Here is a 24,702-nt window from a genome sequence, read left to right on the forward strand (position 1 = left end):
TGCTCACCCCTCCGCGTCGCGGACCAGCAGTGCGATCTGGACCCGGTTCTCGACCGCCAGCTTGGCGAAGAGGTTTCCGGTGTGCGCCTTGACGGTCGCGACGCTGATGTGCAGCCGTTCGGCGATCTCCGGGTTGCCCAGCCCCTCCGCGATGGCGCGAGCGGTGTCGAGTTCGCGGTCGGTCAGGGCGGACAACCGGTGCCGGGCGGCGTCCTGGGACGAGCGGCGGGACTCGGCGGACTGGGGCCCGGTGGCCGCGGCGATGACCTTCGCCGTGGCCACCGGGGAGAGCACGGGGTTTCCCTCCGCGACGGTGCGCACCGCGTCGACGATCCGCGACGGCGGGGTGTCCTTGAGAACGAATCCGAGTGCCCCGGCACGCAACGCGCCGAGCACCAGGTCGTCGGAGTCGAAGGTGGTCAGCATGAGCACCCGGGGCGGCTCCGGCCGGGAGAGCAGTTCCCGGGTCGTGTCGAGTCCGTCCCGTCCGGGCATGCGCACGTCCATCAGCACGACGTCCGGCCGCTGCTCGCCGATCACAGCGATCGCGGTGTCCCCGTCGGGCGCCTCCGCCACGAGGGTCAGATCCGGTTCGCCGTCGATGACGAGCCGGAGCGCCATCCGCACGAGTTGGTCGTCGTCGACGATGACGACCCGCACCGGCTCTCGCTCGCTTCCCACTCAGCTCCTCTTTTCGTTGCTGTGGTGTGGCCAGGGTAGTTGTGCGGTGAGCAGGTATCCGTTGTCGCGCGTCGGATGGTGGTCGAGTCTGCCGCCCGCGAGGGCGAGGCGTTCGGTGAGGCCGAGCAGGCCGAAGCCTGACGTCGGCGGCCGGGTGACGGTGGTGGCCGCGGAGTTGCGAACACTGATGCGCAGATCGTCGCCCTGTGCTCCGTGGAGGGTGACGTGGACGGAGGCGCCCGGAGCGTGCTTCGCGGCGTTGGTGAGTCCCTCTTGGACGATCCGGTAGCAGGTTCGTCCGACGACGTCGGAAGGGTCACCCTGCACCGTGTTGGTGAGCGTGACGTCCAGCCCGGAGGCACGGGATTCGGCCACCAGGCCGGGAATCCGGTCGAGGGACGGTTGTGGCGGCTCCACGCGGCCCGGCTCGGTGCGCAGGACGCCGAGCACGTCGCGGAGTTCCTCCAGTGCCTGGTGAGAAGCCTCCGCGATGCCGCGAACCAGTTCGCGGTTCTCCTCCACCGGGAGGTCGCGACGGTGGTCCAGCACGCCCGCCTGCATCGCGACCAGGGAGATACGGTGCGCGAGCACGTCGTGCATCTCGCGGGCGATCCGGTTGCGCTCCAGCGTCCGTGCCTGGGTGGCTCGTGCGGCCTGTTCCCGCTCCGCACTGTCCGCCCGGTCCCGTAGGGATCGGACCTCGACGCGCCGTGCGCCGACCGCGATGCCGATCGCCACCGCGGTTCCCGCGCTCAGCACCGGGACTCCGAGATCGGCCCACAGCACGTCGGGCGGGTCCTGGATCGGATAGAGCTGGTTGCCGAACTGTGAGGCGGTCACATAGGCCAGCGACACGATTCCGATCTCAAGCGGACGGCGACGGGTGGCGAGCGAGCACAGTGCCAGAAAACCCGCGCCGGTGGCGAGTGTGGACGCGGCCGACGCGATGGCCACCGTCAGGGCGATGACGAACGGGAATCGCCGCCGCCACACCAGTGCGGTCAGGCAGCCGAGGGCCAGCAGCGGATCACCGATGGCGAACCAGGTACACGTGTCGGGCACGCATCCCCGAGGCAGCAGGACACCGGTGGAGAGCCAGAAGGGTATGCCCAGCGCCGCGGCCGCCAGCAGCCGCCAGACCTGTTGCCACCCCCGAAGCCGTGGCGCGATGTCCTCGTTCATCGGGGCCATTATCGCGGGTGTGGGTGGCCAGCACAGCAGCCCTGAGGCTGTCCTGTCCCCGGCCCAGGTCGGAGTCGCGCGTCCGACCGTGGTCGGAAGCGATTCGAGCCTCCGGTCCGATGTGCGGGCGGCGCGCGGCGGCCAGACTCGTCGCGTACCGGAACAGCCACGGAACGGACAACGACGAGAGTGGTGGACATGGATCGGAAACGGAGTGTCGGCCGGGCAGTGACTCTGCTGGCCGTACTCGGTCTCACCGGGACACTGGTGGGGGTGCCCATCGTGGCCGCGGAACGGGACGACGAGGCCGGGGCGCAGCTGGAGTGGGGTGAGTGCCCCGACGACGTGCCGGACACCCCGGCGCCGTTGCAGTGCGCCACTGTGCCGGTACCGCTGGACTACAGCGATCCCGGGGGCGAGCGGATCGATATCATGATTTCGCGGCTGGCCAGCCAGAACCCGGACAAGCGGCGCGGCGTGCTGCTGCTGAACCCCGGTGGCCCCGGCGGTACGGGACTGGACCAGCCACAGCTGTTGTCGAAGCAGGGCATTCCGGCCAGCGTCCTGGACAGCTACGACCTCATCGGCATGGACACCCGGGGGGTCGGGCACTCGGCGCCGGTCAGCTGTGGCTTCACCAACGACCAGCCGTACTTCGGCAACATCCCGCCGTACGCGGTCGACGACGAGGCCGTCGCCGGGCAGGCGAAGATCGCCAAGGCGGTGGCCGAGCAGTGCGCGGCCAGCGACGACGCGGGACGGCTGGCCCACCTGTCGACGGCGAACATGGCCCGCGACCTGGACCGCATCCGCGCCGCGCTGGGCGAGGACAAGGCGAGTTTCCTCGGATACTCCTACGGCAGCGGGCTCGGCGCCGCCTACGCCTCGATGTTCCCCGAGACCTCAGACCGGGTCGTGCTCGACAGCAACATCGGTGACACGCATCTGGATCACGAGGGGATGCGCCGGTACGGCAGCGGCATGGAGGAGACGTTCCCCGACTTCGCGAAGTGGGTCGCCGCGCGGCACGACAGCTACGGTCTGGGCCGCACGCCGAAGGAGGTGCGGCAGACCTACTTCACCCTCGCCGAGCAGCTCGACGAGAAGCCGGTGGACGGGATCAACGGCGCGATCTTCCGCCTCGCGACCTTCGCATCGCTGTACAAGGAGTCGATGTACGGGCTGATGGCGCAGACCTGGCAGTCACTGCGCGACTCCCCGGGTACGGCACCCTCGGGTGATCTGCCCGGAAAGAACCAGTCCACGGGCGGTGAGTTGTCGCCGAACGACAACGCCTGGTCGGTCTTTCTCGCGGTGACCTGCAACGACGTCGAATGGCCCGAGGACGTCCGTACCTACCAGCGCGCCGTCGCCGAGGACCGCGAGAGGCACCCGCTCTACGGCGCGGCCGCCGCCAACGTCCTGCCCTGCGCCTACTGGCAGCTCGGTCCGTCCGAGCCGCCCGTGGAGATCAACGACGCGGGCCCGGCCAACGTCCTGGTCGTGCAGAACCAGCGCGACCCGGTGACACCGCTGCGCGGCGGCGAGCTGGTGAACGAGAAGTTCGGCGAGCGGTCGCGGCTGGTGAGCGTCGACGGGAGCGGGCACGGGGTGTACGTACTGGACGACAACCCCTGCGCGTTGAACGTCACCACGAACTTCCTGGTGGACGGCACGATGCCCAAGAAGGACGTGCGGTGTCAGGCGACTCGCTGAGCGACGAGCCGCGTCGCCGGGGGGCGGGGGAGTGATCGGGTGGGTGGGACGGCTCGTGTCGTCCCACCCACCCGGCTCATCGCCGGCTGGACGCCGCCAGCAGACCCAGCAGGACCAGCAGCGACAGCAACGACCAGGTCCAGGCCAGGGCGTCGATGAACGCCACACCCCAGAGCAGGCTGATGAACCAGGCCAGTGGGAACGCCGCGATCGCCGCGGTGGCAGCGGCCACCGCCGCCAGGGCTCCGAGGAAGCACACGACGATGATCAGCACGATCGTGATGAGCACCTTGGCGACGGCCCACACCGCCTCGACCACGCTCATTGCGCGTCTCCGGACTCGGTCGGGGCCACGAGGCCCAGCACCCCGGCCGCGAACAACGCGACAGCCCCGAACAGACCCAGCTCGGCCTCGACTATCTCAGTCGTCACCGGTTCCTCGGTCACCGGGATCGTGACCGGACCGTACCGCTGGAGCAGGACATAGGTGGTCACCAGGCCGACGGTGAACAACACCGTGCTGACGCCGCCGGCGCGCCGGTGGGTCCAGGACGCCCCGAACCGGGTCCCCACCGCAACGACAAGGAACAGGGCCGAAACCAATAGCAGCGGGGCGTACCCGGCCATGTAGATGAACTTGGGGAGGCTGCTGCCGTCTGGTGAGAAACCGAACCTGATCGTCAGGGAGAACACGCCGCCGAAGCTCAGCGCGGTCAACACCAGGCAGGCCAACACGTTGGCGATTCCGAGCCACAGCCGTCCGCTGCCCGAGCTCCTTGGCAGCAGGACCACGACCAGTGCTGTCAGCAGCGCTGACGCTACCGCCGCGGGCAACGTGGCGATGGCCTTCAACACGGTGTCGGCCCAGGCGTTGCCGAGTATCGAAGCGTCCCAGTCTGAGCGGAAGAACGCCAACAGGAGCAGCACCCAGCCCGCCAGATGCAGCAGCACCCGGACGGCCAGAACCACGATTTCCTTCGTCGAGGCGGCATCGAAGCGAGTTGCCAGCAGGGGTGTGAGCATCAGGGCGACGTACCCGGCCACCAGACCGATCACCGCCCAACAGGCGACCAGCAGAGTCAAAGCCACGACCATGTTGGTCGAACTGAACTCGAGCGCGGGAGTGGTCACGTAGCCGAACATGGACCTCCGAGGCACGAGACGCCGAACGAACCCGACGGTAGCTGTTCAGCGATCGCCCTTGTGGCATTTGCCGAACAATCACGTAAACCAAGCCCACCGTGGGCTCGAGGCCTGCCAGGGTTGAGGCGGGCCTGGGTCGCGTCGCGGCCGGGTGCGGCGCCTACCTCACAGGTTCGCGGGCCGGCCCGCACCGGCGTAGTTGTCGCCGGGTTTGCGGTAGTTGTGTACCTGGACGGCCTGGCCGAACGTCGGGGCGTCGATCATCTGGTCGTTGCCGATGTAGAGGCCGACGTGGTGGATCTTGGTGCCGGGATCGCCGAAGAAGATCAGGTCACCGAGCTGGGGCTCGTCGCCGGACGGGACCAGCGGGACGCTGTGGTACTGCGTGTGTGCCGTGCGCATGAGCGAGATGCCCGCCTCGGCGTACGCGGCCGTGGTGAGTCCCGAGCAGTCGAATCCGGCATGACCGTGTTCCGTGCCGTTGCCGCCCCACACGTAGGGCAGGCCGATCTTGTCGATGGCGAAGGTGACGGCGTCCAGCACCGCGGGGTCCGGCTTGTCGCGGCTCTCACCGACGGTGCCGTACACGTTCGCCGTGGCGAGCACCCGGTGCAGGAACAAGGGCTCGTCCTGCAGCGCGGCCACACCTCCGAGCCAGCCGTCGCCGTCCGACAGGTCGCGTCCCTGCGCGCACATCGCCCGTCCCGCGGTCAGAGCCGCGTCGTCGAGATCCTGGATGTCGGGAAGCTCCTCGGTGGTACCCGCCTTGAACTTGTCCCAGACGGCGGGTGTGAGCTGCATCGGCCCCGCGGCATCCGGCGCCGACACCACCTCGTCGGCGAAGTCGCGCACCTCCACCGTGTCGAGGGGCTTCGACAGGCTTCCGTCCTCGGTGACCTTCGCTCCGGCGACCCGGCCGTGGTCACTGGCCGTCCTGCCCACTCCCGCGAGGGTGACCCACGACAGGTGACAGTCCGGCCGCTCGTCCGCGAGCGTCACCGTCGCTGTCGCGTACGCGTACATGGCGCGGCGGGGGATGTCGAGCCAGTCGGCCACGTCGTCCACCCACTCCTCGAACCGCATTCCCTGCTGCTGCGGCACCGAGGTGGCCGGGGGTGTGCTCGACTCGGGTGCCGCCGTCGAGGGTGGCGGGGCGATCGCGGATGACGTCGTGTCGGGCGCCTCGGCGGCGGCCGACGTGGGGTCGGGTTCGCGCGGCACGACTTGCAGGACCACCACCAGCACCGCGACGGCCACCACCGCCGACACCACCGCGATCAACAGCCTCCGGGTCCGCGGTCCGCCGCCAGCACTCATGGGCACAGGATAAGCATCAACCGGCCACGGTGGGTGAGACGATCCCCGTCTCGGGGGAGGACGCGATGCCCCCGACCGAGGGGTTTCTCAGCGCAGCGTGAGCCTGTCCAGCAGGAACACCCGTAGCGCGTCCAGGTCGGTGTCCACGGCGACCCGTGCCGTGCTGCCGCCGCCCGGCACCTCCGTCTCGGCCCGCAACTCGGGTCGGCGCTGGTCCACCACCGTCGCGCCCCGGGCCGGTCCGAACGACGTCTCCACCGACACCGGCAACGCCTCGGCGGTCAGGATTCCGGGGCGGATCGCCTCCGCGACCGCCACCGCGTCGTGGATCACCATCCCGTCCCAGCCGAGCGCCTTGCGGTAGTGCGCGAGGTAGTCGGGCGTCAGCGCGTTCAGTGCAGCGCCGACCGGACCGGACGAGGCCAGGGCGTCCAGCCACTCGGTGCTCACCGCGCAGCGGTAGGTGAGATCCATCGGCACGAGCACGCACGGCACCTCGCCACCGCCCAAGACGCGCGCGGCGGCTTCCGGGTCGCTCCAGATGTTGAACTCCGCCGCCGCGCTCGTGTTCCCGTGCAGCAGCGCACCGCCCATGATCACCACACGGTCGATGCGATCGTGCAGGTCGGGACGGGCAGCGAGCAGGGTCGCGACGTTGGTGAGCGGCCCGATGGCCGCGATGGTCACCGGTTCGGCGGAGGACTCCAGCAGGTCGGCCAGCAGCCGCACCGCGCCCCCGTTCTCGACGTCGCGTTCCGGCTCGGGCAACGCCGCGGCGCGACCGGACAACCCGTCGGCGCCGTGCGCGTACTTCGCCACGTGGGGATGCGGGTGCACCAGCGGTCGCGCGGCGCCCTCGGCCACCGGCACGTCGCCGCGCTTGCACAGAGCCAGCACCCGGCGCGCGTTGCGCGTGGTCGCCGCGAGTCCCACGTTGCCGAAGACCGACGTCACCCCGAGCAGGTCGACGTCGTCACTGTGCGCGGCCAGTGCCAGCGCGAACGCGTCGTCGACCCCCGGATCGGTGTCGATGATCAACTTGGTGCTCACGCGCGTCACTCCCTCGTCCGTGGCCGTCCCCCGACACGTTACGGTCCCCCCATGACGTCCATGTGGGGTTCACCCGTGCTGTCCCGGATGCAGGGCTGGCGCAGGGCCCGGCGCGACCCCCGGCAGGCGCGGTTTCTCACGGCCGACTCTCTGCGGTGGGTGTGGCGCCACCGTGCTTTCACTCCGTGGTACCTCGTGCGTTACTGGCGGTTGCTGAAGTTCCGGCTCGCCAACCCGCACGTCGTGTTGCGCGGCATGGTGTTCCTCGGCCGGGACGTCGAACTGCACTGCCGCCCCGGGTACGGCCGCATGGAGATCGGCCGCTGGGTCCACATCGGCGACGGCAACGCCATCCGCTGCCACGAGGGCTCCCTGCGGATCGGTGACAAGGTCGTCTTCGGCAGGCAGAACGTCGTGAACTCCTACCTCGACGTCGAGATCGGGAGCGCGACCCTCATCGCCGACTGGGTGTACATCTGCGACTTCGACCACGTCACCACCGACATCACACTGCCGATCAAGGACCAGGGCATCGTCAAGGCCCCCGTGCGGATCGGCCCGGACACCTGGGTGGGGACCAAGGTGTCGGTCCTGCGCGGCACTCGCGTCGGGCGGGGCTGTGTCCTGGGAGCACATGCCGTCGTGCGCGGTGACATCGCCGACTACGGCATCGCCGTGGGCTCACCGGCGCGGGTGGTGCGGGACCGCAGGTCCGACTACGAGGCCGACGCCGCCCGCCGCGAGGCCGTGGCCGACATGGCCCGCAAGGCCGACCAGGCCCTGAAGAAGACCCTGGGCGAGCCCTGACACCGTGTCCGCAGCCTGTGTAGTCGTGTCCGCACCGTGCGATGCAGTCACGGCTCCCTAACCTGCGGTCACGGCTCCCTAACCTGCGGTCACGGCTCCCTAACTTGCGGACACGGCTACGGGAAGTGCGGACACGACTTCCTATCCTGCGGACACGGCTACGTGGCCTGCGGACACGGCGTCACTCCGGGCGGGGGACCGCCGGGTACGGGACGAACGTGCTCGTGTTCTCGTCCACCGTGAGGCGTTTGCCGATCGTGGGGAACGCTCGCTGCGGGCAGGCCGGGCGCTCGCAGACCTTGCACCCCATGCCGATTGGAGTGGCGGCGGTCTGGTCGTCGAGGTCGAGGCCCGACGAGTAGACCAGCCGGCGCGCGTGCCGGAGTTCGCAGCCCAGCCCCACGGAGAACATCTTGCCGGGGCTGCCGTAGCCACCGATGTTGCGGGAGATGGTGCGGGCGATCCAGAAGTAGCTCTTGCCGTCGGGCAGGGTCGCCACCTGGGTCATCACCTTGCCCGGCCGGGTGAACGCCTCGTACACGATCCAGAGCGGGCATGCCCCGCCGACGCGCGAGAAGTGGAACCCGGCCGCCGACTGCCGCTTGGACATGTTGCCCGCGCGGTCCACCCGCACGAACGAGAACGGGATGCCCCGCAGTTTCGGGCGTTGCAGCGTGGAGAGGCGGTGGCAGACGGTCTCGAACCCCACCCCGAAGTGGTCGCAGAGCAGCTCGATGTCGTAGCGGAACCGCTCCGCCGCGCTGTGGAAGGCGCGGTAGGGCAGGATCAGCGCGCCCGCGAAGTAGTTGGCGAGCCCGACCCTGGCGAGCGAGCGGGCGGGCGGTCCGGAGAACGCCCACGAGTCGGCCAACTCGGTGATGAGGTCGTCGTACTCCAGCAGCGCGATCTGCGACGCCATCCGGAACGCCTGCTGGCCGATCCGCAGGGTGGGTGCCATGCGCAGCACCTTCCCGTCCGTCTCGTAGCGGTGTTGCTCACCGGCGGCGAGGTCGAGCCCTTCGCTGGTGACGGTGACGCCGTAGCGGTCCGCGAGGCGGTCGCGCAGGCCGTTGCGGATCTCGTCGCGGCGCAGCCCGAGCTCCGAGTACATCTTCTCGGCCCGTTCGTCGAGCTCGGCGACGTAGTTCTCGCGTTCGTAGAAGAAGTCCCGCACCTCCTCGTGGGGCAGCGGCAGTGCGGGGCTGCCGTGGGCGCCGCGCCCGTCCTCGGCGACCAGTGCGACGGTGGTCTCGACGGCGTTGCGGTAGCTGCGGTGCAGCTTGACCAGCGCCTCGGCCACGGACGGCAGGTTCTTCGCCAGGTCGTTGATCTCTCCGGGTGAGACGGCGGCGCCGAGGGACTCGTCGAGCAGGGCCTCGCGCACGTCGGCGACCAGCCGGGAGGTGTCGTTGTCTGCGAAGAACTCGGCGTCGACCCCGAACGCCTCGGTGATGCGCAGCAGCACCGGAACGGTCAGCGGGCGGGTGTTGTGCTCGATCTGGTTGAGGTAGCTCGGCGAGATCTCCAGCAGCCGGGCGAGGTCGGCCTGGCTCATCGACCGGCTCTCGCGGAGGTGGCGCAGCCGTGCGCCGGCGAAAGTCTTGTCCACTGAATCGAATCCTTCGCGGAGGAATTCCTGTCCGGGAACGGTCAAGATCCCGGATTCCACGGCGTTGTGAACCTGCACGTTCGCAACGTTCACAAGATGCTACGGAAAATTCGCACAACTTGGCAAGTTGGAGATCTGTTCTCGTTTCCGCTGCACATGTCATGGTCGTCGTTAACAGGCGAGTGATCGCAACGTTGGCAAAGTTGGAGTGAGAGCCATGACAGCGACGACAGGAACGCAGTCGAACCGCTTGCAGCAGGATGCGGCCGCCCTGGAGCAGGAGTGGAAGAACAACCCGCGCTGGCGGGATGTGAAGCGGTCGTACTCCGCCGCCGACGTCGTGAAGCTGAAGGGCAGCGTCGTCGAGGAGCACACGCTGGCCCGGCGCGGCGCCGAGAAGCTGTGGGACCTGCTCCACACCGAGGACTACATCCACTCGCTCGGCGCGCTGACCGGTAACCAGGCGGTGCAGCAGGTCCGCGCGGGTCTCAAGGCCATCTACCTCTCGGGCTGGCAGGTCGCGGCCGACGCCAACCTCTCGGGGCAGACCTACCCCGACCAGAGCCTGTACCCGGCCAACTCGGTGCCCGCCGTCGTGCGCCGCATCAACAACGCGCTGGGCCGCGCCGACCAGATCACCTGGGCCGAGGGCAACACCGACATCGACTGGTTCGCCCCGATCGTCGCCGACGCGGAGGCGGGCTTCGGTGGCCCGCTCAACGCGTTCGAGCTGATGAAGGGCATGATCGCGGCCGGTGCCGCCGGGGTCCACTGGGAGGACCAGCTGGCGTCCGAGAAGAAGTGCGGTCACCTCGGCGGCAAGGTGCTCATCCCGACCAAGCAGCACGAGCGCACGCTCAACGCCGCGCGGCTCGCCTCCGACGTGCTGAACGTCCCGTCGCTCGTGGTCGCCCGCACCGACGCTCAGGCGGCCACGCTGCTCACCAGCGACGTCGACGAGCGTGACCGCCAGTTCCTGACCGGCAACCGGACGTCCGAGGGCTTCTACGAGGTGCGTAACGGCATCGAGCCGTGCATCGAGCGCGGCCTCGCCTACGCCGAGTACGCCGACCTGCTGTGGATGGAGACCTCCACGCCGGACCTCGCCGTCGCGCGCAAGTTCGCCGAGGCGATCAAGGAGAAGCACCCGAACCAGATGCTGGCCTACAACTGCTCGCCGTCGTTCAACTGGCGCAAGCACCTGGACGACGCCACGATCGCCAAGTTCCAGCGTGAGCTGGGGCAGATGGGCTACAAGTTCCAGTTCATCACGCTCGCGGGCTTCCACGCCCTGAACTACTCGATGTTCGACCTCGCGCACGGGTACGCCTCCGACGGCATGTCGGCCTACGTCGATCTCCAGGAGCGCGAGTTCGCCGCCGAGGAGCGCGGCTACACCGCCACCAAGCACCAGCGCGAGGTGGGCACCGGCTGGTTCGACCAGGTGAGCACAGCGCTGAACCCGGAGAGCTCCACGACGGCGCTGACGGGCTCCACCGAAGAGGCCCAGTTCTGAGGAGGTGGCACGGTCGGCGCGACCGGCCGTGCCACCCGTACGGCTCGAAGGGGACGAGACATGGCTGACACGCGAATCGACCGGCTCCAGGTGACCGGTCCCGCACTCGACCGGACCGACGAGATCCTGCCTCCGGCGGCGCTGGAGTTCGTGGCGAAGCTGGACGACGCCTTCGCGGGCAGGCGCAGGGAGTTGCTCGACGCCCGGCGCAGGCGCCGGGAGCGGCTGGACTCCGGTGAGGAGTCGCTCGGGTTCCTGCCCGAGACCCGGGGCATCCGCGCCGACGAGTCGTGGCAGGTGGCCCCGCCCGCGCCCGGTCTGGAGGACCGGCGGGTGGAGATCACCGGCCCGACCGACCGCAAGATGACGGTCAACGCGCTGAACTCGGGCGCGAAGGTCTGGCTCGCGGATTTCGAGGACGCCACCGCGCCCACGTGGCACAACGTGGTCGCGGGGCAGCGCAACCTCTACGACGCGATCCGGCGCGACATCGACTTCACCGACCGGGGCAAGCGGTACGCGATCGGCGACGAGCCCGCCACGATCGTGGCGCGGCCGCGTGGCTGGCACCTGGTGGAGAAGCACATTCGTATCGACGGTCGTCCCGTGTCGGCCAGTCTCGTCGACTTCGGCCTGTACCTGTTCCACAACGCACGCCAGTTGCTGGCCAGGGGCAGCGGGCCGTACTTCTACCTGCCGAAGCTGGAGAGCCACCACGAGGCGCGGCTGTGGAACGACGTGTTCCGGTTCGCGCAGGACGAGCTCGGAATCCCGAGGGGCACCATCCGGGCCACGGTGCTGATCGAGACGATCACGGCGGCGTTCGAGATGGACGAGATCCTCTACGAGCTGCGTGAGCATGCCGCCGGGCTGAACGCGGGCCGGTGGGACTACATCTTCAGCCTCATCAAGACCTTCGCCTCCCACGGTGCGGACTTCGTGCTGCCGGACCGGGCGCAGGTGACGATGACGGTGCCGTTCATGCGCGCTTACACCGAACTGCTGGTCCGCACGTGCCACCGGCGCGGCGCCCACGCGATCGGTGGGATGGCGGCGTTCATCCCGAGCCGTGATCCGGAGGTGAACGCGACGGCGCTGGAGAAGGTGCGCGAGGACAAGCAGCGCGAGGCGGGCGACGGTTTCGACGGTTCGTGGGTCGCCCACCCCGGTCTGGTGCCGGTGTGCCGCGAGGTGTTCGACGAGGTGCTCGGCGGCTGGCCGAACCAGCTCGGCAAGCTGCGGGAGGACGTCACGGTGACGGCGCAGGACCTGCTCGATGTGGCCGGCGCCGGTGGCGAGGTGACCGAGCAGGGCGTTCGCTCGAACATCTCGGTGGCGTTGCGCTACGTCGACTCGTGGCTGCGGGGCACCGGGGCGGCGGCCCTGTTCGGCCTGATGGAGGACGCCGCCACGGCGGAGATCGCGCGCTGCCAGGTGTGGCAGTGGCTCCGCCACGGGACGAAGTTGCCCGACGGCACGGCCATCACGCGAGAGCGCGTCGTGGAATGGCTGGACGAGGAGTTCGAGGCTTCCCGGGCCGAGGTCGGCGACGGCAACCGTCTCGCCGACGCCCGGGAGATCTTCGTCGAGACGGCGCTGGGGGAGAAGCTGCCCAGCTTCCTCACCACGGGTGCCTACGCCCGGTACCTGACCACGTCCTGACCCGAGCGGACCGCCCGGCTGCCGGACCAGCGCCGTGGAGGTCGCCCACCGCGGAGGCCGGAACCCACGTCATCCGGCCTCCGCGGTGTTGTCCGCGCGTCCTACGGTGGAGCGGTGGCACGTCGACGACCCAATCCGATCCAGTGGCTCTGGTACGCCGCGGGCGGCAGGCTGCCGTCCGAGTTCCGGCAGTGGGTGCTGCACGACGTGTCGAGCCGGTGGTACCTGTGGCGGCACGCCGGGCGCAGCACGGTGCTGGTGGGTCCGCTCACGGTGGTGTGGCTGCTGCTTCCGGGGCCGTTGTGGCTGCGGCTGCTGCTCTGCCTGATGGCCGCGCTGGTGGGCTACTTCTACTCGTTCGCCTACGCCGACGAGGCGTGCGAGCACCGGGTCGTCAAGCACGGCTTCCCGCACGGCACCGCGAGGGCGACCCGGCAGGCCGCGAGGGCGGAGGCCGAAGCCGACGTGCGGGCGCGCTACGTGGCGCGCTACCGCGCGGGGACCGAATGAATGGTGCGGGGTAGAGCCGTAAAGGCCGGTGTTCTCAGCGGGCCTCAGGGCTCGAACGCGTTGCCCGTGGCGATCTTGGGTCGCCCCGGGGTGTGCGGCGGCGCGGGCCGTGTCCTGCGGTACACGCGCACGGTCTCCTCGGCGATCCGCGTCCAGTCGAAGTCGGTGGCCAGCCGTGACCGGGCGGCGCGCGCCCGGTGGGACGCCGCGTCGCCGTCCGCGAGCACCGCGTTCACCGTGCGCACGATGCCGTCGACGTCACCGGGTGGGAACGCGAGCCCGGTCTGGCCGTCCACGACGAGTTCGGCGAGGCCGCCCGCCGTGGACGCCACGAGGGGGGCTTTCGCGGCGGCGGCTTCGAGCGCGACGATGCCGAACGGTTCGTAGCGGCTGGGCAGGACCACGGCGTCGGCCGCCGACAGCACCGCACGCAGTTCGGTGTCGGGCAGGTGGCCCACGAAGTCCACCGCACCGTCCAGCGACAGCCGGGCGGTCTGGTCCACGAGCTCGTCGCGATGGCGCCCCGCTCCCGCGACCACCAAACGTGTGCCGGGATGACTGTGGCGGATCAGCGGCAGCGCCGCCAGCAGGTCCTGCACGCCCTTCTCCCACTCCAGCCTGCCGAAGTACAGCAGCAGCGGGGCGTCGTGGCCGCCGTGCCGCGTGCGTGCCCGCGCGACCTGGGCGTCCGCCACCCGCCAGGTGCGTTCCTCGATGCCGTTGTGGATGACCGTGACGGCCTCGCAGGGCACCTCGAACAGGTGCGCCACCTCGCGGCGCATCGCCTCCGAACAGGTGATCAGCGCGTCGACCCGGTTGGCCAGCCACCACTCCGCCGAGTGAATCTGCTGGTTCAACGGGTGCGACAGCCAGCCCGAGTGCCGTCCCGCCTCTGTGGCGTGGATGGTGCCCACCAGCGGTGCGCGCGCCGCCTCGGCCAGTGCGATGGCCGGGTGGGTGACGAGCCAGTCGTGCGCGTGTACGACCTCGGGGCGCCAGGCCCGGAACAGCTCGGTTCCGGCGCGGACCATCGCGTGCCCCATCGCGAGCGTCCACGCCACCAGGTCGCGTTCGAACGTCACGTGCAGTGGGTCCTCGGCGACCCGGATGAGGCGCACCCCGTCGACGACCTCGTCGGTGGTGGGATGGGTTTCCGCGTCGGTGCCCGCGGCGTGGCGGCAGAGCACCACGACCTCGTGCCCCGCGCTCGCCAGGTGCCGGGCCAGCGCGTGGACGTGCCGGGCGAGCCCCCCGACCACCACCGGCGGGTACTCCCACGACAGCATCAGCACGCGCATACGGCGAGGTTACTCACCGGTTGCGCTGTGGGGGGCGCCCAGTCCCCCACCTGTGCCAGCATCGGAGTCGATGAGCGGACACGTGACCTCGCTGCCGTACACGCCGTGGACCTACCAGGTGAACCCGGACAACGCCCTGCCCGAACACCCCCGCCCGCAGCTCACCCGCCCCCGCTGGCGCACCCTCAACGGCCTCTGGGACTACGTGGGCCGCGACGCCGAAGGCACCGTTCGCCGTGGTGAGCGCATTCTCGTGCCTTACGCACCGGAGTCGCGGCTGTCGGGAATCGGCCGCCGCGACGAGGCCATGTGGTACCGGCGGACCGTGGACGTGCCGTCGGACTGGCGCGACGGCAGGGTCCTGCTGCACTTCGGTGCCGTGGACCAGATCGCCACCGTGTGGGTGAACCACCAGCGGCTGGCCCGGCACGAGGGCGGCTACACCGCGTTCAGTGTGGACATCACCGACGTGCTGCGGCCCGACGCGGACCAGGAGATTCTGGTCAGGGCCGACGACGAGGGCAACCGTGGCACGTTTCCCGTCGGCAAGCAGGCCAACCAGCCCGGCGGCATCCTCTACACCGGCTGCTCGGGAATCTGGCAGACCGTGTGGCTCGAAGCCGTGCCCACGGTGCATGTGACCGACCTCGACCTCGCGGTGGACCTGCGTGGCGCCGACGTCACCGCCCACGTCGCCGGGCTCGGCCACGACACGGACGCGCGCGTGGACGTCTCGGTCACGACAGGCGGCGAGCAGGTCGCGGCCATCCGCGGCCGGGCGGGCACGCCGTTGCGGGTCGAGGTGCCCGATCCGCGCCCGTGGAGTCCCGACGACCCGCACCTCTACGACCTCGCCGTGCGCGTGCTCGACCCCGACGGGGCGGTGCTCGACGAGGTGGCGAGCTATGTCGCGCTGCGCACCGTCGGCCTGCGTGCCGACGGGGACGGTCCGCCGCGCATCCTGCTCAACGACCGGCCCGTGTTCTTGAACGCGCCGCTCGATCAGGGTTACTGGCCCGACGGCGGCTACACCGCTCCCACCGACGAGGCGCTGCGCTACGACCTGGAACGCACCAAGGCACTCGGCTTCAACAGCGTCCGCAAACACGTGAAGGTGGAACCACTGCGCTGGTACCACTGGGCCGACCGGCTGGGACTGCTCGTGTGGCAAGACATGCCGTCGCTGCCGGTCGTGCTGGACAACCCTCCGGGCCCGCAGCCCGCCCCGGTGGCCACCGCGCGCCGCCGGTTCGAGGCCGAGTTGCGGGACATGCTCCACCAGCTGCGCAACGTCCCGTCACTGGCGCTGTGGGTGGTGTTCAACGAGGGATGGGGCGAGTACGACACGGCGCGGATCACCGCGGAGGTCAAGGCCGCCGACCCGACCAGACTCGTGGTGGCCGCCAGCGGCGTGAACTGCTGCCACTCGCATCCCGACACGGGCGCGGGCGACGTCTACGACGACCACACCTACGTCGGCCCCGGCCAGCCCGAGGTGACCGGCGGCCGGGCTGTCGTCGACGGCGAGTTCGGCGGGGTCGGTCTCGTCGTCGAGGGACACGTCTGGCCGGGCGAGCCGATGGCGTACGAGATGGCCGCCGACCGCGACCGGCTCACCGCGCGCTACGTCGAACTGAGCGAGGAACTGGAGACGCTGGCGCGTGCGGGGCTCTCCGGCGCCGTGTACACCCAGCTCACCGATGTGGAGAACGAGGTGAACGGACTGCTCACCTACGACCGCAGGGTGACGAAGGTCGCGGTCGTCGAGGTGGCCGAGCGCAACCGGGCCGTCACCGCCGCGGGCTCGCCCGAGTGAGCAGGTCGCGGGCGTCGAGGTGCCCGAACGGCCGGTCGGTGCCGCGGTAGGCCCCGGCCAGTGCCGTCGCGTCGCCGGTCCGGCCGTCGTGCAGCGCGGCGGCCAGCCGGTCGAAGCGCTCGACGTGGTCGTGCGCGCGGCGACGTGCGTAGTCGGCCGCCGAGTCCTTCGTCACCATGAACGCCCAGTCGCTCGACAGGGCCAGCATCGCCTCGGTCACGGCCTGGTCGGCCACCGCGTCGCGCGCGCCCCCGGGATGGCCGAGGCGAAGTAGCCGTCGTTGCAGCGCGGCGTTCGTCTCCACCAGGTCGGCGACCTGCTCGCCGTCCCAGACCCGCCAGTCCTTGCCCGAACCCCAGGACGAGGCGGGCAGCTCGACGGGACCGCCGAGGTGGCCCGCGTTGAGCGCACCGCGCAACGTCGTCACCCTGACTCCGGCTTCCGGCAGGGCGCGCAGCACCGCTTCGAGCCACTGTGGACCTTCGTGCCACCAGTGGCCGAACAGTTCGGTGTCGTAGGCGGCCACGACGAGCCCCGGGCGGCCGTCGCGCTCCCGCAGCGACCGCAGCCTGCGGACGACCGTCTCGACGAAGTCCTTGACGTGCAGCCGCAGGGCGTCGGCGGCCAGCGCCGGATCGTACGGTGCCTTGTCGGGCGGCGCGATGTGCTTTCCCGTCACCCGCGACGGTTTGAGGCCGACCTCGTGGTCCCACGTGTGGAAGTCGCGGTAGGCGTCGTGTCCCGGATATCCGGCCTTCGGCGACCACACCCGGTACGTCACGTCGAGGTCGCGGCCGAAGCACACGACGTCGGAGGACCCCACGGTGCGGGCGGTGGCGGTGTCACCGCGCAGCGACGGCCCGTCGACGAGGAAGCGCGCGACACCCGCGTCGGCGTAGCCGTGCTCCATGCCGGGCGCGTAACCGCACTCGGGGGCCCAGATCCCTTCGGGGCGGTGACCGATCCGCAGTGCCGTGTCGGTCAGGCCGGTGCGCAGGGCGAACGAGCGCACCGCCGGGTCGAGCAGCGGCTGAAAGGGGTGGGCGGCCGGACCGCCCAGCAGCTCCACCACGCCCGAGTCCACCAGGGACCGCAGTACCGGGGAGAACCCGTGCCGCCAGTGGGTCTCCGCCTCGGCGAGCACGTGGTGCGCCGCACGGTGTTCCGCGGCGGCGAGGTCGGACAGCAGGTCGTTTCCCCGCCACAGCCCCGCCGCGTGCTGCGCGCGCAGGGTCCAGTCTCCGAGCCAGTCGTGGAACGCGCGCAGCGTGTAGGGATCGTCGAGCTGGGCGGCCAGCACCGGGGTGACGCCGAGCGTCAGCACGTCGTGGCGGCCCTCGTCGGCGAAGCGCCGCAACAGGTCGACCACCGGCACGTACGAGTGCGCCCACGCCTGGTACAGCCACTCCTCGCCGACGGGCCACCTGCCGTGGTGCGGCAGCCACGGCAGATGGCTGTGCAGCACCAGGCAGAAGGTGCCCTCGGTCTCCGTCCCCGCCGTCGCCCCGGTCACGGTCGCACCGCCACGGCCACGAGGTCCAGGGTCGCGTCGAGGTGGTCGTCGTGGAGATCGAAGTCCTCAGCGGTGATCGACTCGATGTCGGCGAGCAACTCCGGTGGCCACTCGGCCTGCCCCGGCAGGCTGCCCAGCACCACCGCGAGCTGCGCGTCGATCAGCGAGCCACCATGGCGGCGGTCCAGCACCGCCAGCGCGGTGCCGTGCCGGAGGCCGCGCAGGCTCTCCACGGCGAAGCCCGCGCCGTGGAGCAGAGTGTCGAGTTCGGACGGAGCGAGTTCCCTGGTGTGAAACGGATTGAGTGGCGTGTCGGAGTCCGGCGTGAAGGTCAACCGGTTCGGCGTGGTCACCAGCAGCCGCCCGCCGGGACGCAGCACCCGGCGGCATTCGGCGAGAAACGCCTCCTGGTCCCACAGGTGCTCGATGACCTGGAGGTTGGCGATCACGTCGACCGACGCGGTCCGCAGCGGCAGGAACGCCAGGTTCCCCCGCACCGCGTGTGGCGCGGAGTACCGCCGCGCCACGTGGCTGGTCGTCGGTGCGTCGTAGTCGAGCGCGATCACCCGATCGGCGGAGCGGGCCAGCAGCGCGGCGCCGTAGCCCTCACCGCAGCCTGCCTCCAGCACCACGGCGTCCCGGCAGAACGGCTCCAGCGCGAGGTAGGCGGCCTCGTGCCTGCGGAACCAGTAGTTCTCCTCGGCGACGTCCGGCACCGTGCGCTCGCCGGTGAGGTGCAGCGCGATGGCCCGCTGCGCGATGACCCGTGACACAGGCGCGTTCTCCTGCCGCTCGTCGAGTGGTCCGCCATGCCGTGAACGACCGCTCACGGCACCCCGTGGCACGGTAGCCGACGCGGGCGGGCACGGTCGCGAGAACCTGTGCGAGCCGGGGAGTTGACCTCCAGCGCACTGGAGATTGGAGAGTGGAAGCAATCCCGGCCGAGACCTCGGCAGGGCCCACCTCACCCCAGGAGATTGCCATGCCCCGCATCGCCGGTGTCCCGGTCCCGCAGGAGGACGTCGACGCCATCGTCGATCTCGTGGCGGGCGTGCAGCACGCCCAGCAGAACGCGCTGCCCGACGCGTTCCTGGCCGCGTTCCGGCCGGACACGATCTGGACCACCGCGCACGGTAGGCAACTGAGCGGGCTCGACGAGATCGGGCCCTTCACCCGTGCTGTGCTGCCCGGCACGATCGACCATGACGTGACCGCGACCTACGAGGCCGAGTCCATCCTGTTCCTGCGCCCCGACGTCGCCGCGGTCAAGATCCGGCAGCGGCCGGTGACGCGGGATGGTAAGCCGCTGGCTGACGTGTTCCTCGACCACGATGACCCCGCGGCGCTGGTGGCCGAGCACCCGGACGCGGTGCCGGGAACGCCGCTGTACGTGCTGGTCAAGGACGAGGGCGCGTGGCGTATCGGGGCGGCTCAGAACACCAAGGTGCTCGACCCCGAGACCCTCGCCGCGGGGTGAGTACCGGCGTAGCGCTCAGGGCACGGGCGCGACGGTGATGCCGAGCGCGCCCGGGCCGACGTGCGCGGTGATCACCGTGCTGGCGTGGACGAGCATGATGTCGTTGAGCCGGGGAACACGTTCCCTGAGCCGCTGCACCACCGTTAGTTCACGATCGGACGGCGTCACGCACGCAACGGCGATGTCCACGGGTCGCTCACCCGCCCGTGCTACCGCCAGGTCGGTGAGCTTCGCGATCGCCCGTTTGCTGCCCGGGACCTTGCTCAGTGGTGCCACTTCGCCGTCCCGCACCGTCAGCAGCGGCTTGATCGCCATCGCGCTGCCGAGCAGCGCCGAGGCGGCTCCGATGCGCCCTCCCCGGCGCAGGTACTCCAGGGTGTCGACGTACAGCAGCTCACTGCTGGCGCGGTAGCGGCGGTCGGCGATCTGCATGACCCGCTGCGGTCCCGCTCCTGCCGCGGCGGCGCGCGCGGCGGACAGTGCCGCGAATCCGAGGCTCATGCTGGTGGTCGTGCTGTCCAGCACGTACACGGGCACCCGTACCTGTTGGGCGGCCTCGCGGGCGGCGTCCGCGGTCGCCGACAGTTTGCGCGAGATGTGCAGGCTGACGATCGCGTCGGCACCGGCGCTCACCGCGTCCTGGTAGGTCCAGAAGAACGCGCCGGGATCGGGTGGGCTGGTGCTCACGGTGTTTCCCGCGCGCAACGTCTCGACGAGTTCGGTCCGCTCGAACCGGTTTTCGTCGTCGACCCTGCCGTTCGCCCGGATCTGCAGCTGAACGGTCGTGACACCCCACTGTGCGGCCACTTGTTCGGGCAGGCAGGCGGTCGAGTCGGTGATCACTGCTACTGGCACGTCGGCAGGTTAACCCCTTCGCGCACCCATTAGAAGCAGCGCATTGCGACTTTCGGCTCAATGGTCGTTTCGTTCCGTGTTCACGGGCGCGTCGGGCCAAGTAATGGGACGATCGTCCTGGTTAATGGGGAATCCGGGTGAACGCGGTCACCTCGGCAGGCGTAGCGTGTGGGAAACGCCGTAATCTACCGGCCAGTAACGCCTTGCGTGTGCGCCGAAGGAGACCCATGACCAACATCGTTGTCCTGGTCAAGCAGGTGCCTGACACCTACTCGGAGCGAAAGCTCAACGAGAACGACCACACCCTTGACCGCGAGTCCGCCGACGCGGTGATCGACGAGATCAACGAGCGCGCCGTCGAGGAGGCGCTCAAGATCAAGGAAGCGGGCGAGGGCGAGGTGACCGTCCTGTGTGTCGGTCCCGACCGCGCCACCGACGCGATCCGCAAGGCGCTGTCCATGGGCGCCGACAAGGCCGTCCACGTCTCCGACGAGGCCCTGCGCGGATCGGACCTGATCGCCACCGCCAAGGTGCTGGCCGCCGCCGTGCGCACGGTGGAGAACGTCGACCTGGTCATCGCGGGCAACGAGGCGTCCGACGGCCGGGGCGGTGCCGTCCCCGCCGTGCTGGCCGAGCTGCTCGGGATGCCGCAGCTCACCCACGCCCGCCAGGTGAGCGTCGAGGGCGGCGCCATCACGGTCGACCGGGAGACGGAGGACGGCATCACTCACCTCCAGGCCAACCTGCCCGCCGTGATCAGCGTGACCGAGAAGATCAACGAGCCGCGCTACCCGTCGTTCAAGGGCATCATGGCCGCCAAGAAGAAGCCCGTGAACACGCTCACGGTCGCGGACCTCGGCGTCGACGCGGGTGAGGTCGGCCTCGCGAACGCCTCGTCCGTCGTGGTGGAGGCGGCTCCCAAGCCGCCGAGGACCGCGGGGCAGAAGGTCGGCGACGAGGGTGACGGCGGAGCCAAGGTCGCCGAGTACCTGGTGTCGCAGAAGCTCATCTGACCGCCGCACGACGACAGACAAGGAAACGAACTCATGGCTGAAGTACTCGTCCTCGTCGACCACGTCGACGGTGAGGTCAAGAAGGTCACCTACGAACTGCTGACGGCGGCCCGCGCGCTCGGCGAGCCGTCGGCCGTCGTGGTCGGCTCGCCCGGCACCGCGGCGAAGGCCAAGGAGTCGCTGGCCGCCTACGGCGCCGCGAAGGTGTACGTGGCGGAGTCCGACGACGCCGCCTCGTACCTGGTGACGCCCAAGGTGGACGCGCTGGCCGCGCTCGTGGAGCAGGCGCCGCCCGCCGCGGTGCTCGTCGCCGCCAGCTCGGAGGGCAAGGAGGTGTCCGGGCGGCTGGCCGTGCGGACCGGCTCCGGCTGGCTCGTCGACGCCGTGGGCGTGAACGCCGATGGCACCGTCGACCAGTCGATCTTCGGTGGGGCGTTCTCGGTGAAGGCGAAGTCCACCCGTGGCGTTCCGGTGGTCTCCGTGCGTCCGGGCGCCGTCGAGGCCGAGCAGGCCGAGGGCGCGGCGGCGGAGGAGACCGTGTCGCTGCCCGCCGTGGACCCCGCCACCTCGGCGAAGGTCACCGGCGTCGACCCGGTCGTCGGCGGCGACCGCCCCGAGCTGACCGAGGCGTCGATCGTCGTCTCCGGTGGCCGTGGTGTCGGTTCGGCGGAGAAGTTCGACGTCGTGGAGAAGCTCGCCGACTCGCTCGGCGCGGCGGTGGGCGCCTCCCGCGCCGCGGTGGACTCCGGCTACTACCCGGCCCAGTTCCAGGTCGGCCAGACCGGCAAGACCGTGTCCCCGCAGCTCTACGTCGCGCTCGGCATCTCCGGTGCCATCCAGCACCGCGCGGGCATGCAGACGTCGAAGACCATCGTCGCGGTGAACAAGGACGCCGAGGCGCCGATCTTCGAGATCGCCGACTTCGGTGTGGTGGGCGACCTGTTCGCGGTCGCGCCGCAACTCACCGACGAGGTCGCCAAGCGCAAGGGCTGATCGCCGCCCGTCCCGGGTGCATATCCAGTGAGTTCACCGGATATGCACCCGGGAGTCACGGCGGGCATCCTCGGCCGTCGTCCGCCGCCGTGACCATCGACTGCCATGACGCGGTCACAGCTTCTGGCCAGCACCGACCGGACGAGTACCGAAACCTCCCGATACTCCCTGCTCGTCGCGCGGGACGGCGCCGAGGTGCGCGCGGCCCAGCGACTCCGCCACCACGTGTTCGCGGGTGAGTTGAACGCCCGCCTGCGAACCCGCGAACCCGGCCTCGACGTCGACCACTTCGACGAGTACTGCGACCACCTCGTCGTGCGCCACGACGCCACCGGCGAGGTCGTGGGCACCTACCGGATGCTGCCGCCCTCCCTCGCAGCCGAGGCGGGTGGCCTCTACTGCGACTCGGAGTTCGACACCTCCGCGTTCGACGCGCTACGGCCCTCGCTCGTGGAGACGGGCCGGTCGTGCGTCCATCCCGACCACCGGTCCGGCGCCGTGATCGGTCTGGTGTGGACGGGCATCGCGCGGTACATGATGCTGTCCGGGCACCGCTATCTGACCGGATGCGCGTCGGTGCCCCTGTCCGACGGTGGGGCCAGGGCCGCCGCCGTGTGGGACACCGTGCGCACCCGTCACTACGCACCCGCTCAGCGCCGGGTCCGGCCGTTGAGCCCCTGGCGCGGTGTCGACGGCGTCGAGCCGGGTGCGTTCCCGCGCCCCGCCGTGCCTCCGCTGCTGCGGGGCTACCTGCGGCTCGGCGCGCTGGTGTGCGGGCCGCCCGCGCACGACCCGGAGTTCGACGTCGCCGACTTCCTCGTCCTGCTGGACGTGCAGCGCATCGACGCGCGGTACCTCCGGTTCTTCCTGGGCGATGCGGCGTGAGCGCCGAGCCGACCTCGGCTCCGCACTGGCGGCCGGTCTCCCCGTGCGGCCCCGCGTGCCTGACGTCGCACGAGACCGACGTCGCGCTGCCCGTGCGGGCGGCTCGCACGGTGGCGCTCGTGGCGGTTCTCCTGGGCGTCCTGCTCGTCGCCGGGTCGGTGGCGGTGCTGCGCGGCTCGTGGCGCGACCGCGTGGCGCGAACCGTCTTCCGGGCGTTACTCGCCGCGTGTGGGGTCCGGCTCGTCGTGCGCGGCGACCTCGACGGTGCGGGCAGGGGAGCGCTGGTGGTGTCCAACCACATCTCGTGGCTCGACATCGTGGGCCTGAGCGCGGTGCGCCCGATGCGGGCGCTCGCGAAGCGCGAGATCGCCAGCTGGCCGGTGCTGGGCCCGCTGGTGGCCCGGTCCGGCAGCGTGTTCCTCGACCGCGACCGCCCGTCCACGTTGCCGGCCGCGGTCGCCGACGTGTCGCGGGTGTTGCGCTCGGGTGCGTTGCTCTCGGTGACACCGGAGGGCACCACCTGGTGCGGGTCCGCGTCGGGCCGCTTCCGGCCCGCCTTCTTCCAGGCCGCGATCGACGCGGGTGTGCCCGTGCGGCCGGTCGCGCTGCGCTATCGCCTGGCGTCGGGACGCGAGACCACACGGCCCGCCTTCGTGGGTACGGAGTCGCTGGTGGAGTCGGTGCGCCGGACGGTGCGCCTGCGCGGGCTGGTGCTGGAGGTGTTCGTGTGCCCGGAGATCGCGCCGGGCAGGGCCGCCGATCGCGGTGAGCTGGCCGCGCTGGCGCAGGCTTCGGTGCAGGCCGCGCTGGGCACCACGACGCTGGTGAGCACGGCGCCCGAGCGGGATCAGGTGAGTAAGCGCTCTGTTAGTGTCGGCGCCAGTTCCCTGTCACTGGAGGAAGGACCGCCGTGCCCGCGCTGCACCACCACGACCCCGTGTTCGTGCTCGAATTCGGAGACGACGAGAACCGGTTCTCTCCGGAGTGGCTGACGAGTGTCCACACGATGCTGGACACCGTCTGCGAGCACGACGGCCCTTCGGCGCTGGTCACCACCGGTCTCGGAAAGTTCTACTCCAACGGGCTGGACCTGGCCTGGCTGTCGGCCAACGCCGAGCGCACCCAGCAGTACGTTGGCGAGGTCCACGCGCTGCTCGGACGCATGCTTACGCTGCCGGTCCCCACGGTGGCCGCCGTCAACGGGCACGCCTTCGGCGCGGGCGCCATGCTCGCGATGGCCCACGACTTCCGCGTGATGCGGACCGACCGGGGCTTCTTCTGCTTCCCGGAGGCCGACATCAACATCCCGTTCACGCCGGGAATGGCCGCGCTCATCCAGGACAAACTGACGCCGGCGGCAGCGGTGGCCTCGATGACCACGGGGCGCCGCTTCGGCGGTCCCGAGGCGGTCGAGCTCGGCCTGGTGGACGCCGTGGCTCCGGCGGACGACCTGGTGGAGGTGGCCACCGCGCGGGTGCGCGAGCTGGCAGGCAAGGACCGGGGCACCCTCGGCGCCATCAAGTCGACGATGTTCACCGCCGCCGTCGCCGCGCTGGAGATGCCGACGTCCTGAGAGCGTGTCCCCGTCGTGGCCGTTTCCCGAGGGGTCGGCAGTGGGCTAGATTCGCAGGCGGCGTCGGCCGCCGGAAACGACCTTTC

General features: G+C 70.5%; 23 protein-coding genes. 12 read left to right on the plus strand and 11 right to left on the minus strand.

The annotated features are described in order from the left end of the window. Window positions 1-3 precede the first annotated feature (3 nt). Both FFT09_RS14810 and FFT09_RS14815 read right to left on the minus strand, forming a co-directional pair. A complete protein-coding gene (locus FFT09_RS14810; RefSeq protein WP_138383022.1) occupies window positions 4-681 on the minus strand; it encodes a response regulator in 678 nt (225 codons plus the stop codon). Continuing rightward, entirely contained in the window at window positions 682-1,863 is a 1,182-nt protein-coding gene (locus FFT09_RS14815) for a sensor histidine kinase (protein WP_138383023.1), read from the minus strand. A 198-nt stretch (window positions 1,864-2,061) separates the two neighbouring features. Between FFT09_RS14815 and FFT09_RS14820 the strand changes: the two genes are divergently transcribed. Then, entirely contained in the window at window positions 2,062-3,579 is a 1,518-nt protein-coding gene (locus tag FFT09_RS14820; RefSeq protein ID WP_244231369.1) for an alpha/beta hydrolase, read from the plus strand. A 76-nt stretch (window positions 3,580-3,655) separates the two neighbouring features. Here FFT09_RS14820 and FFT09_RS14825 read toward each other — a convergent pair whose 3' ends face one another. From FFT09_RS14825 to FFT09_RS14840, 4 genes are all read right to left on the minus strand, one after another. Further along, entirely contained in the window at window positions 3,656-3,904 is a 249-nt protein-coding gene (locus tag FFT09_RS14825) for a hypothetical protein (protein WP_138383024.1), read from the minus strand. Then, window positions 3,901-4,722, minus strand: coding sequence for a hypothetical protein (locus FFT09_RS14830; RefSeq protein ID WP_138383025.1), 822 nt, complete (start codon window positions 4,720-4,722; stop codon window positions 3,901-3,903). The genes FFT09_RS14825 and FFT09_RS14830 overlap by 4 nt, the downstream gene beginning before the upstream one ends. 165 nt (window positions 4,723-4,887) lie before the next feature. Then, on the minus strand, window positions 4,888-6,039 hold the full coding sequence (locus FFT09_RS14835; protein WP_081191278.1) for a C40 family peptidase: 1,152 nt from the start codon (window positions 6,037-6,039) through the stop codon (window positions 4,888-4,890). An 87-nt stretch (window positions 6,040-6,126) separates the two neighbouring features. Next, on the minus strand, window positions 6,127-7,089 hold the full coding sequence (locus tag FFT09_RS14840) for a nucleoside hydrolase (protein WP_138383026.1): 963 nt from the start codon (window positions 7,087-7,089) through the stop codon (window positions 6,127-6,129). Window positions 7,090-7,140: 51 nt separating this feature from the next. On the opposite strand from FFT09_RS14840, the gene FFT09_RS14845 reads away from it, so the two are divergent. Continuing rightward, window positions 7,141-7,896, plus strand: coding sequence for an acyltransferase (locus FFT09_RS14845; protein ID WP_081191276.1), 756 nt, complete (start codon window positions 7,141-7,143; stop codon window positions 7,894-7,896). 181 nt (window positions 7,897-8,077) lie between these two features. Here the strand turns inward: FFT09_RS14845 and FFT09_RS14850 are convergent, their stop codons facing one another. After that, a complete protein-coding gene (locus FFT09_RS14850; protein WP_024877246.1) occupies window positions 8,078-9,505 on the minus strand; it encodes a short-chain fatty acyl-CoA regulator family protein in 1,428 nt (475 codons plus the stop codon). A gap of 217 nt (window positions 9,506-9,722) precedes the next feature. On the opposite strand from FFT09_RS14850, the gene aceA reads away from it, so the two are divergent. The 3 genes from aceA to FFT09_RS14865 all read left to right on the plus strand — a co-directional run bounded on the left by aceA (window position 9,723) and on the right by FFT09_RS14865 (window position 13,193). Then, a complete protein-coding gene (gene aceA, locus FFT09_RS14855) occupies window positions 9,723-11,021 on the plus strand; it encodes an isocitrate lyase (protein ID WP_138383027.1) in 1,299 nt (432 codons plus the stop codon). 60 nt (window positions 11,022-11,081) lie between these two features. Then, window positions 11,082-12,683 (plus strand): malate synthase A, encoded by a 1,602-nt coding sequence (gene aceB / locus FFT09_RS14860; RefSeq protein WP_138383028.1) that lies wholly within the window; start codon window positions 11,082-11,084, stop codon window positions 12,681-12,683. A 114-nt stretch (window positions 12,684-12,797) separates the two neighbouring features. Continuing rightward, the gene (locus tag FFT09_RS14865) at window positions 12,798-13,193 is read left to right on the plus strand and encodes a DUF5313 family protein (protein ID WP_081191273.1); all 396 of its coding nucleotides are present in this window, start codon (window positions 12,798-12,800) and stop codon (window positions 13,191-13,193) included. Between the two features lie 44 nt (window positions 13,194-13,237). Here FFT09_RS14865 and FFT09_RS14870 read toward each other — a convergent pair whose 3' ends face one another. Continuing rightward, complete coding sequence (locus FFT09_RS14870; RefSeq protein WP_081191272.1) at window positions 13,238-14,491, minus strand: glycosyltransferase family 4 protein; 1,254 nt, start codon at window positions 14,489-14,491, stop codon at window positions 13,238-13,240. 70 nt (window positions 14,492-14,561) lie between these two features. Between FFT09_RS14870 and FFT09_RS14875 the strand changes: the two genes are divergently transcribed. Beyond that, window positions 14,562-16,307, plus strand: coding sequence for a glycoside hydrolase family 2 protein (locus FFT09_RS14875; RefSeq protein WP_138383029.1), 1,746 nt, complete (start codon window positions 14,562-14,564; stop codon window positions 16,305-16,307). On the opposite strand, the gene FFT09_RS14880 is transcribed toward FFT09_RS14875, so the two are convergent. Together FFT09_RS14880 and FFT09_RS14885 are read right to left on the minus strand one after the other, a co-directional pair. Continuing rightward, window positions 16,282-17,820, minus strand: coding sequence for a 1,4-alpha-glucan branching protein domain-containing protein (locus tag FFT09_RS14880; RefSeq protein WP_138383030.1), 1,539 nt, complete (start codon window positions 17,818-17,820; stop codon window positions 16,282-16,284). The two genes, FFT09_RS14875 and FFT09_RS14880, sit on opposite strands and share 26 nt — an antisense overlap. Then, a complete protein-coding gene (locus FFT09_RS14885; protein WP_138383031.1) occupies window positions 17,817-18,593 on the minus strand; it encodes a class I SAM-dependent methyltransferase in 777 nt (258 codons plus the stop codon). Before FFT09_RS14885 ends, FFT09_RS14880 begins: the two co-directional genes overlap by 4 nt. A 209-nt stretch (window positions 18,594-18,802) precedes the next feature. Here FFT09_RS14885 and FFT09_RS14890 point away from each other — a divergent pair, with 209 nt between their 5' ends. Further along, on the plus strand, window positions 18,803-19,297 hold the full coding sequence (locus FFT09_RS14890) for an SgcJ/EcaC family oxidoreductase (protein WP_081191268.1): 495 nt from the start codon (window positions 18,803-18,805) through the stop codon (window positions 19,295-19,297). Window positions 19,298-19,312: 15 nt separating this feature from the next. On the opposite strand, the gene FFT09_RS14895 is transcribed toward FFT09_RS14890, so the two are convergent. After that, a complete protein-coding gene (locus tag FFT09_RS14895) occupies window positions 19,313-20,152 on the minus strand; it encodes a DegV family protein (protein ID WP_081191267.1) in 840 nt (279 codons plus the stop codon). Between the two features lie 227 nt (window positions 20,153-20,379). Between FFT09_RS14895 and FFT09_RS14900 the strand changes: the two genes are divergently transcribed. The 5 genes from FFT09_RS14900 (at window position 20,380) to FFT09_RS14920 (ending at window position 24,616) form a co-directional block, all read left to right on the plus strand. Then, on the plus strand, window positions 20,380-21,165 hold the full coding sequence (locus FFT09_RS14900; RefSeq protein WP_138383032.1) for an electron transfer flavoprotein subunit beta/FixA family protein: 786 nt from the start codon (window positions 20,380-20,382) through the stop codon (window positions 21,163-21,165). Window positions 21,166-21,198: 33 nt separating this feature from the next. Further along, the gene (locus FFT09_RS14905) at window positions 21,199-22,158 is read left to right on the plus strand and encodes an electron transfer flavoprotein subunit alpha/FixB family protein (protein ID WP_138383033.1); all 960 of its coding nucleotides are present in this window, start codon (window positions 21,199-21,201) and stop codon (window positions 22,156-22,158) included. Window positions 22,159-22,263: 105 nt separating this feature from the next. Further along, window positions 22,264-23,043 (plus strand): GNAT family N-acetyltransferase, encoded by a 780-nt coding sequence (locus tag FFT09_RS14910; RefSeq protein WP_081191265.1) that lies wholly within the window; start codon window positions 22,264-22,266, stop codon window positions 23,041-23,043. Continuing rightward, window positions 23,040-24,035, plus strand: a complete 996-nt coding sequence (locus FFT09_RS14915; RefSeq protein WP_138383034.1) for a lysophospholipid acyltransferase family protein — start codon at window positions 23,040-23,042, stop codon at window positions 24,033-24,035. The genes FFT09_RS14910 and FFT09_RS14915 overlap by 4 nt, the downstream gene beginning before the upstream one ends. Beyond that, window positions 23,954-24,616 carry an enoyl-CoA hydratase-related protein gene (locus tag FFT09_RS14920; protein WP_138383035.1) on the plus strand — a complete coding sequence of 221 codons (663 nt, stop codon included), beginning with the start codon at window positions 23,954-23,956 and terminating at the stop codon, window positions 24,614-24,616. The genes FFT09_RS14915 and FFT09_RS14920 overlap by 82 nt, the downstream gene beginning before the upstream one ends. Window positions 24,617-24,702 lie beyond the last annotated feature (86 nt).

Origin of the sequence: Saccharomonospora piscinae, assembly GCF_005862235.1 — a bacterium.
Taxonomy (GTDB): Bacteria; Actinomycetota; Actinomycetes; order Mycobacteriales; family Pseudonocardiaceae; genus Saccharomonospora; species Saccharomonospora piscinae.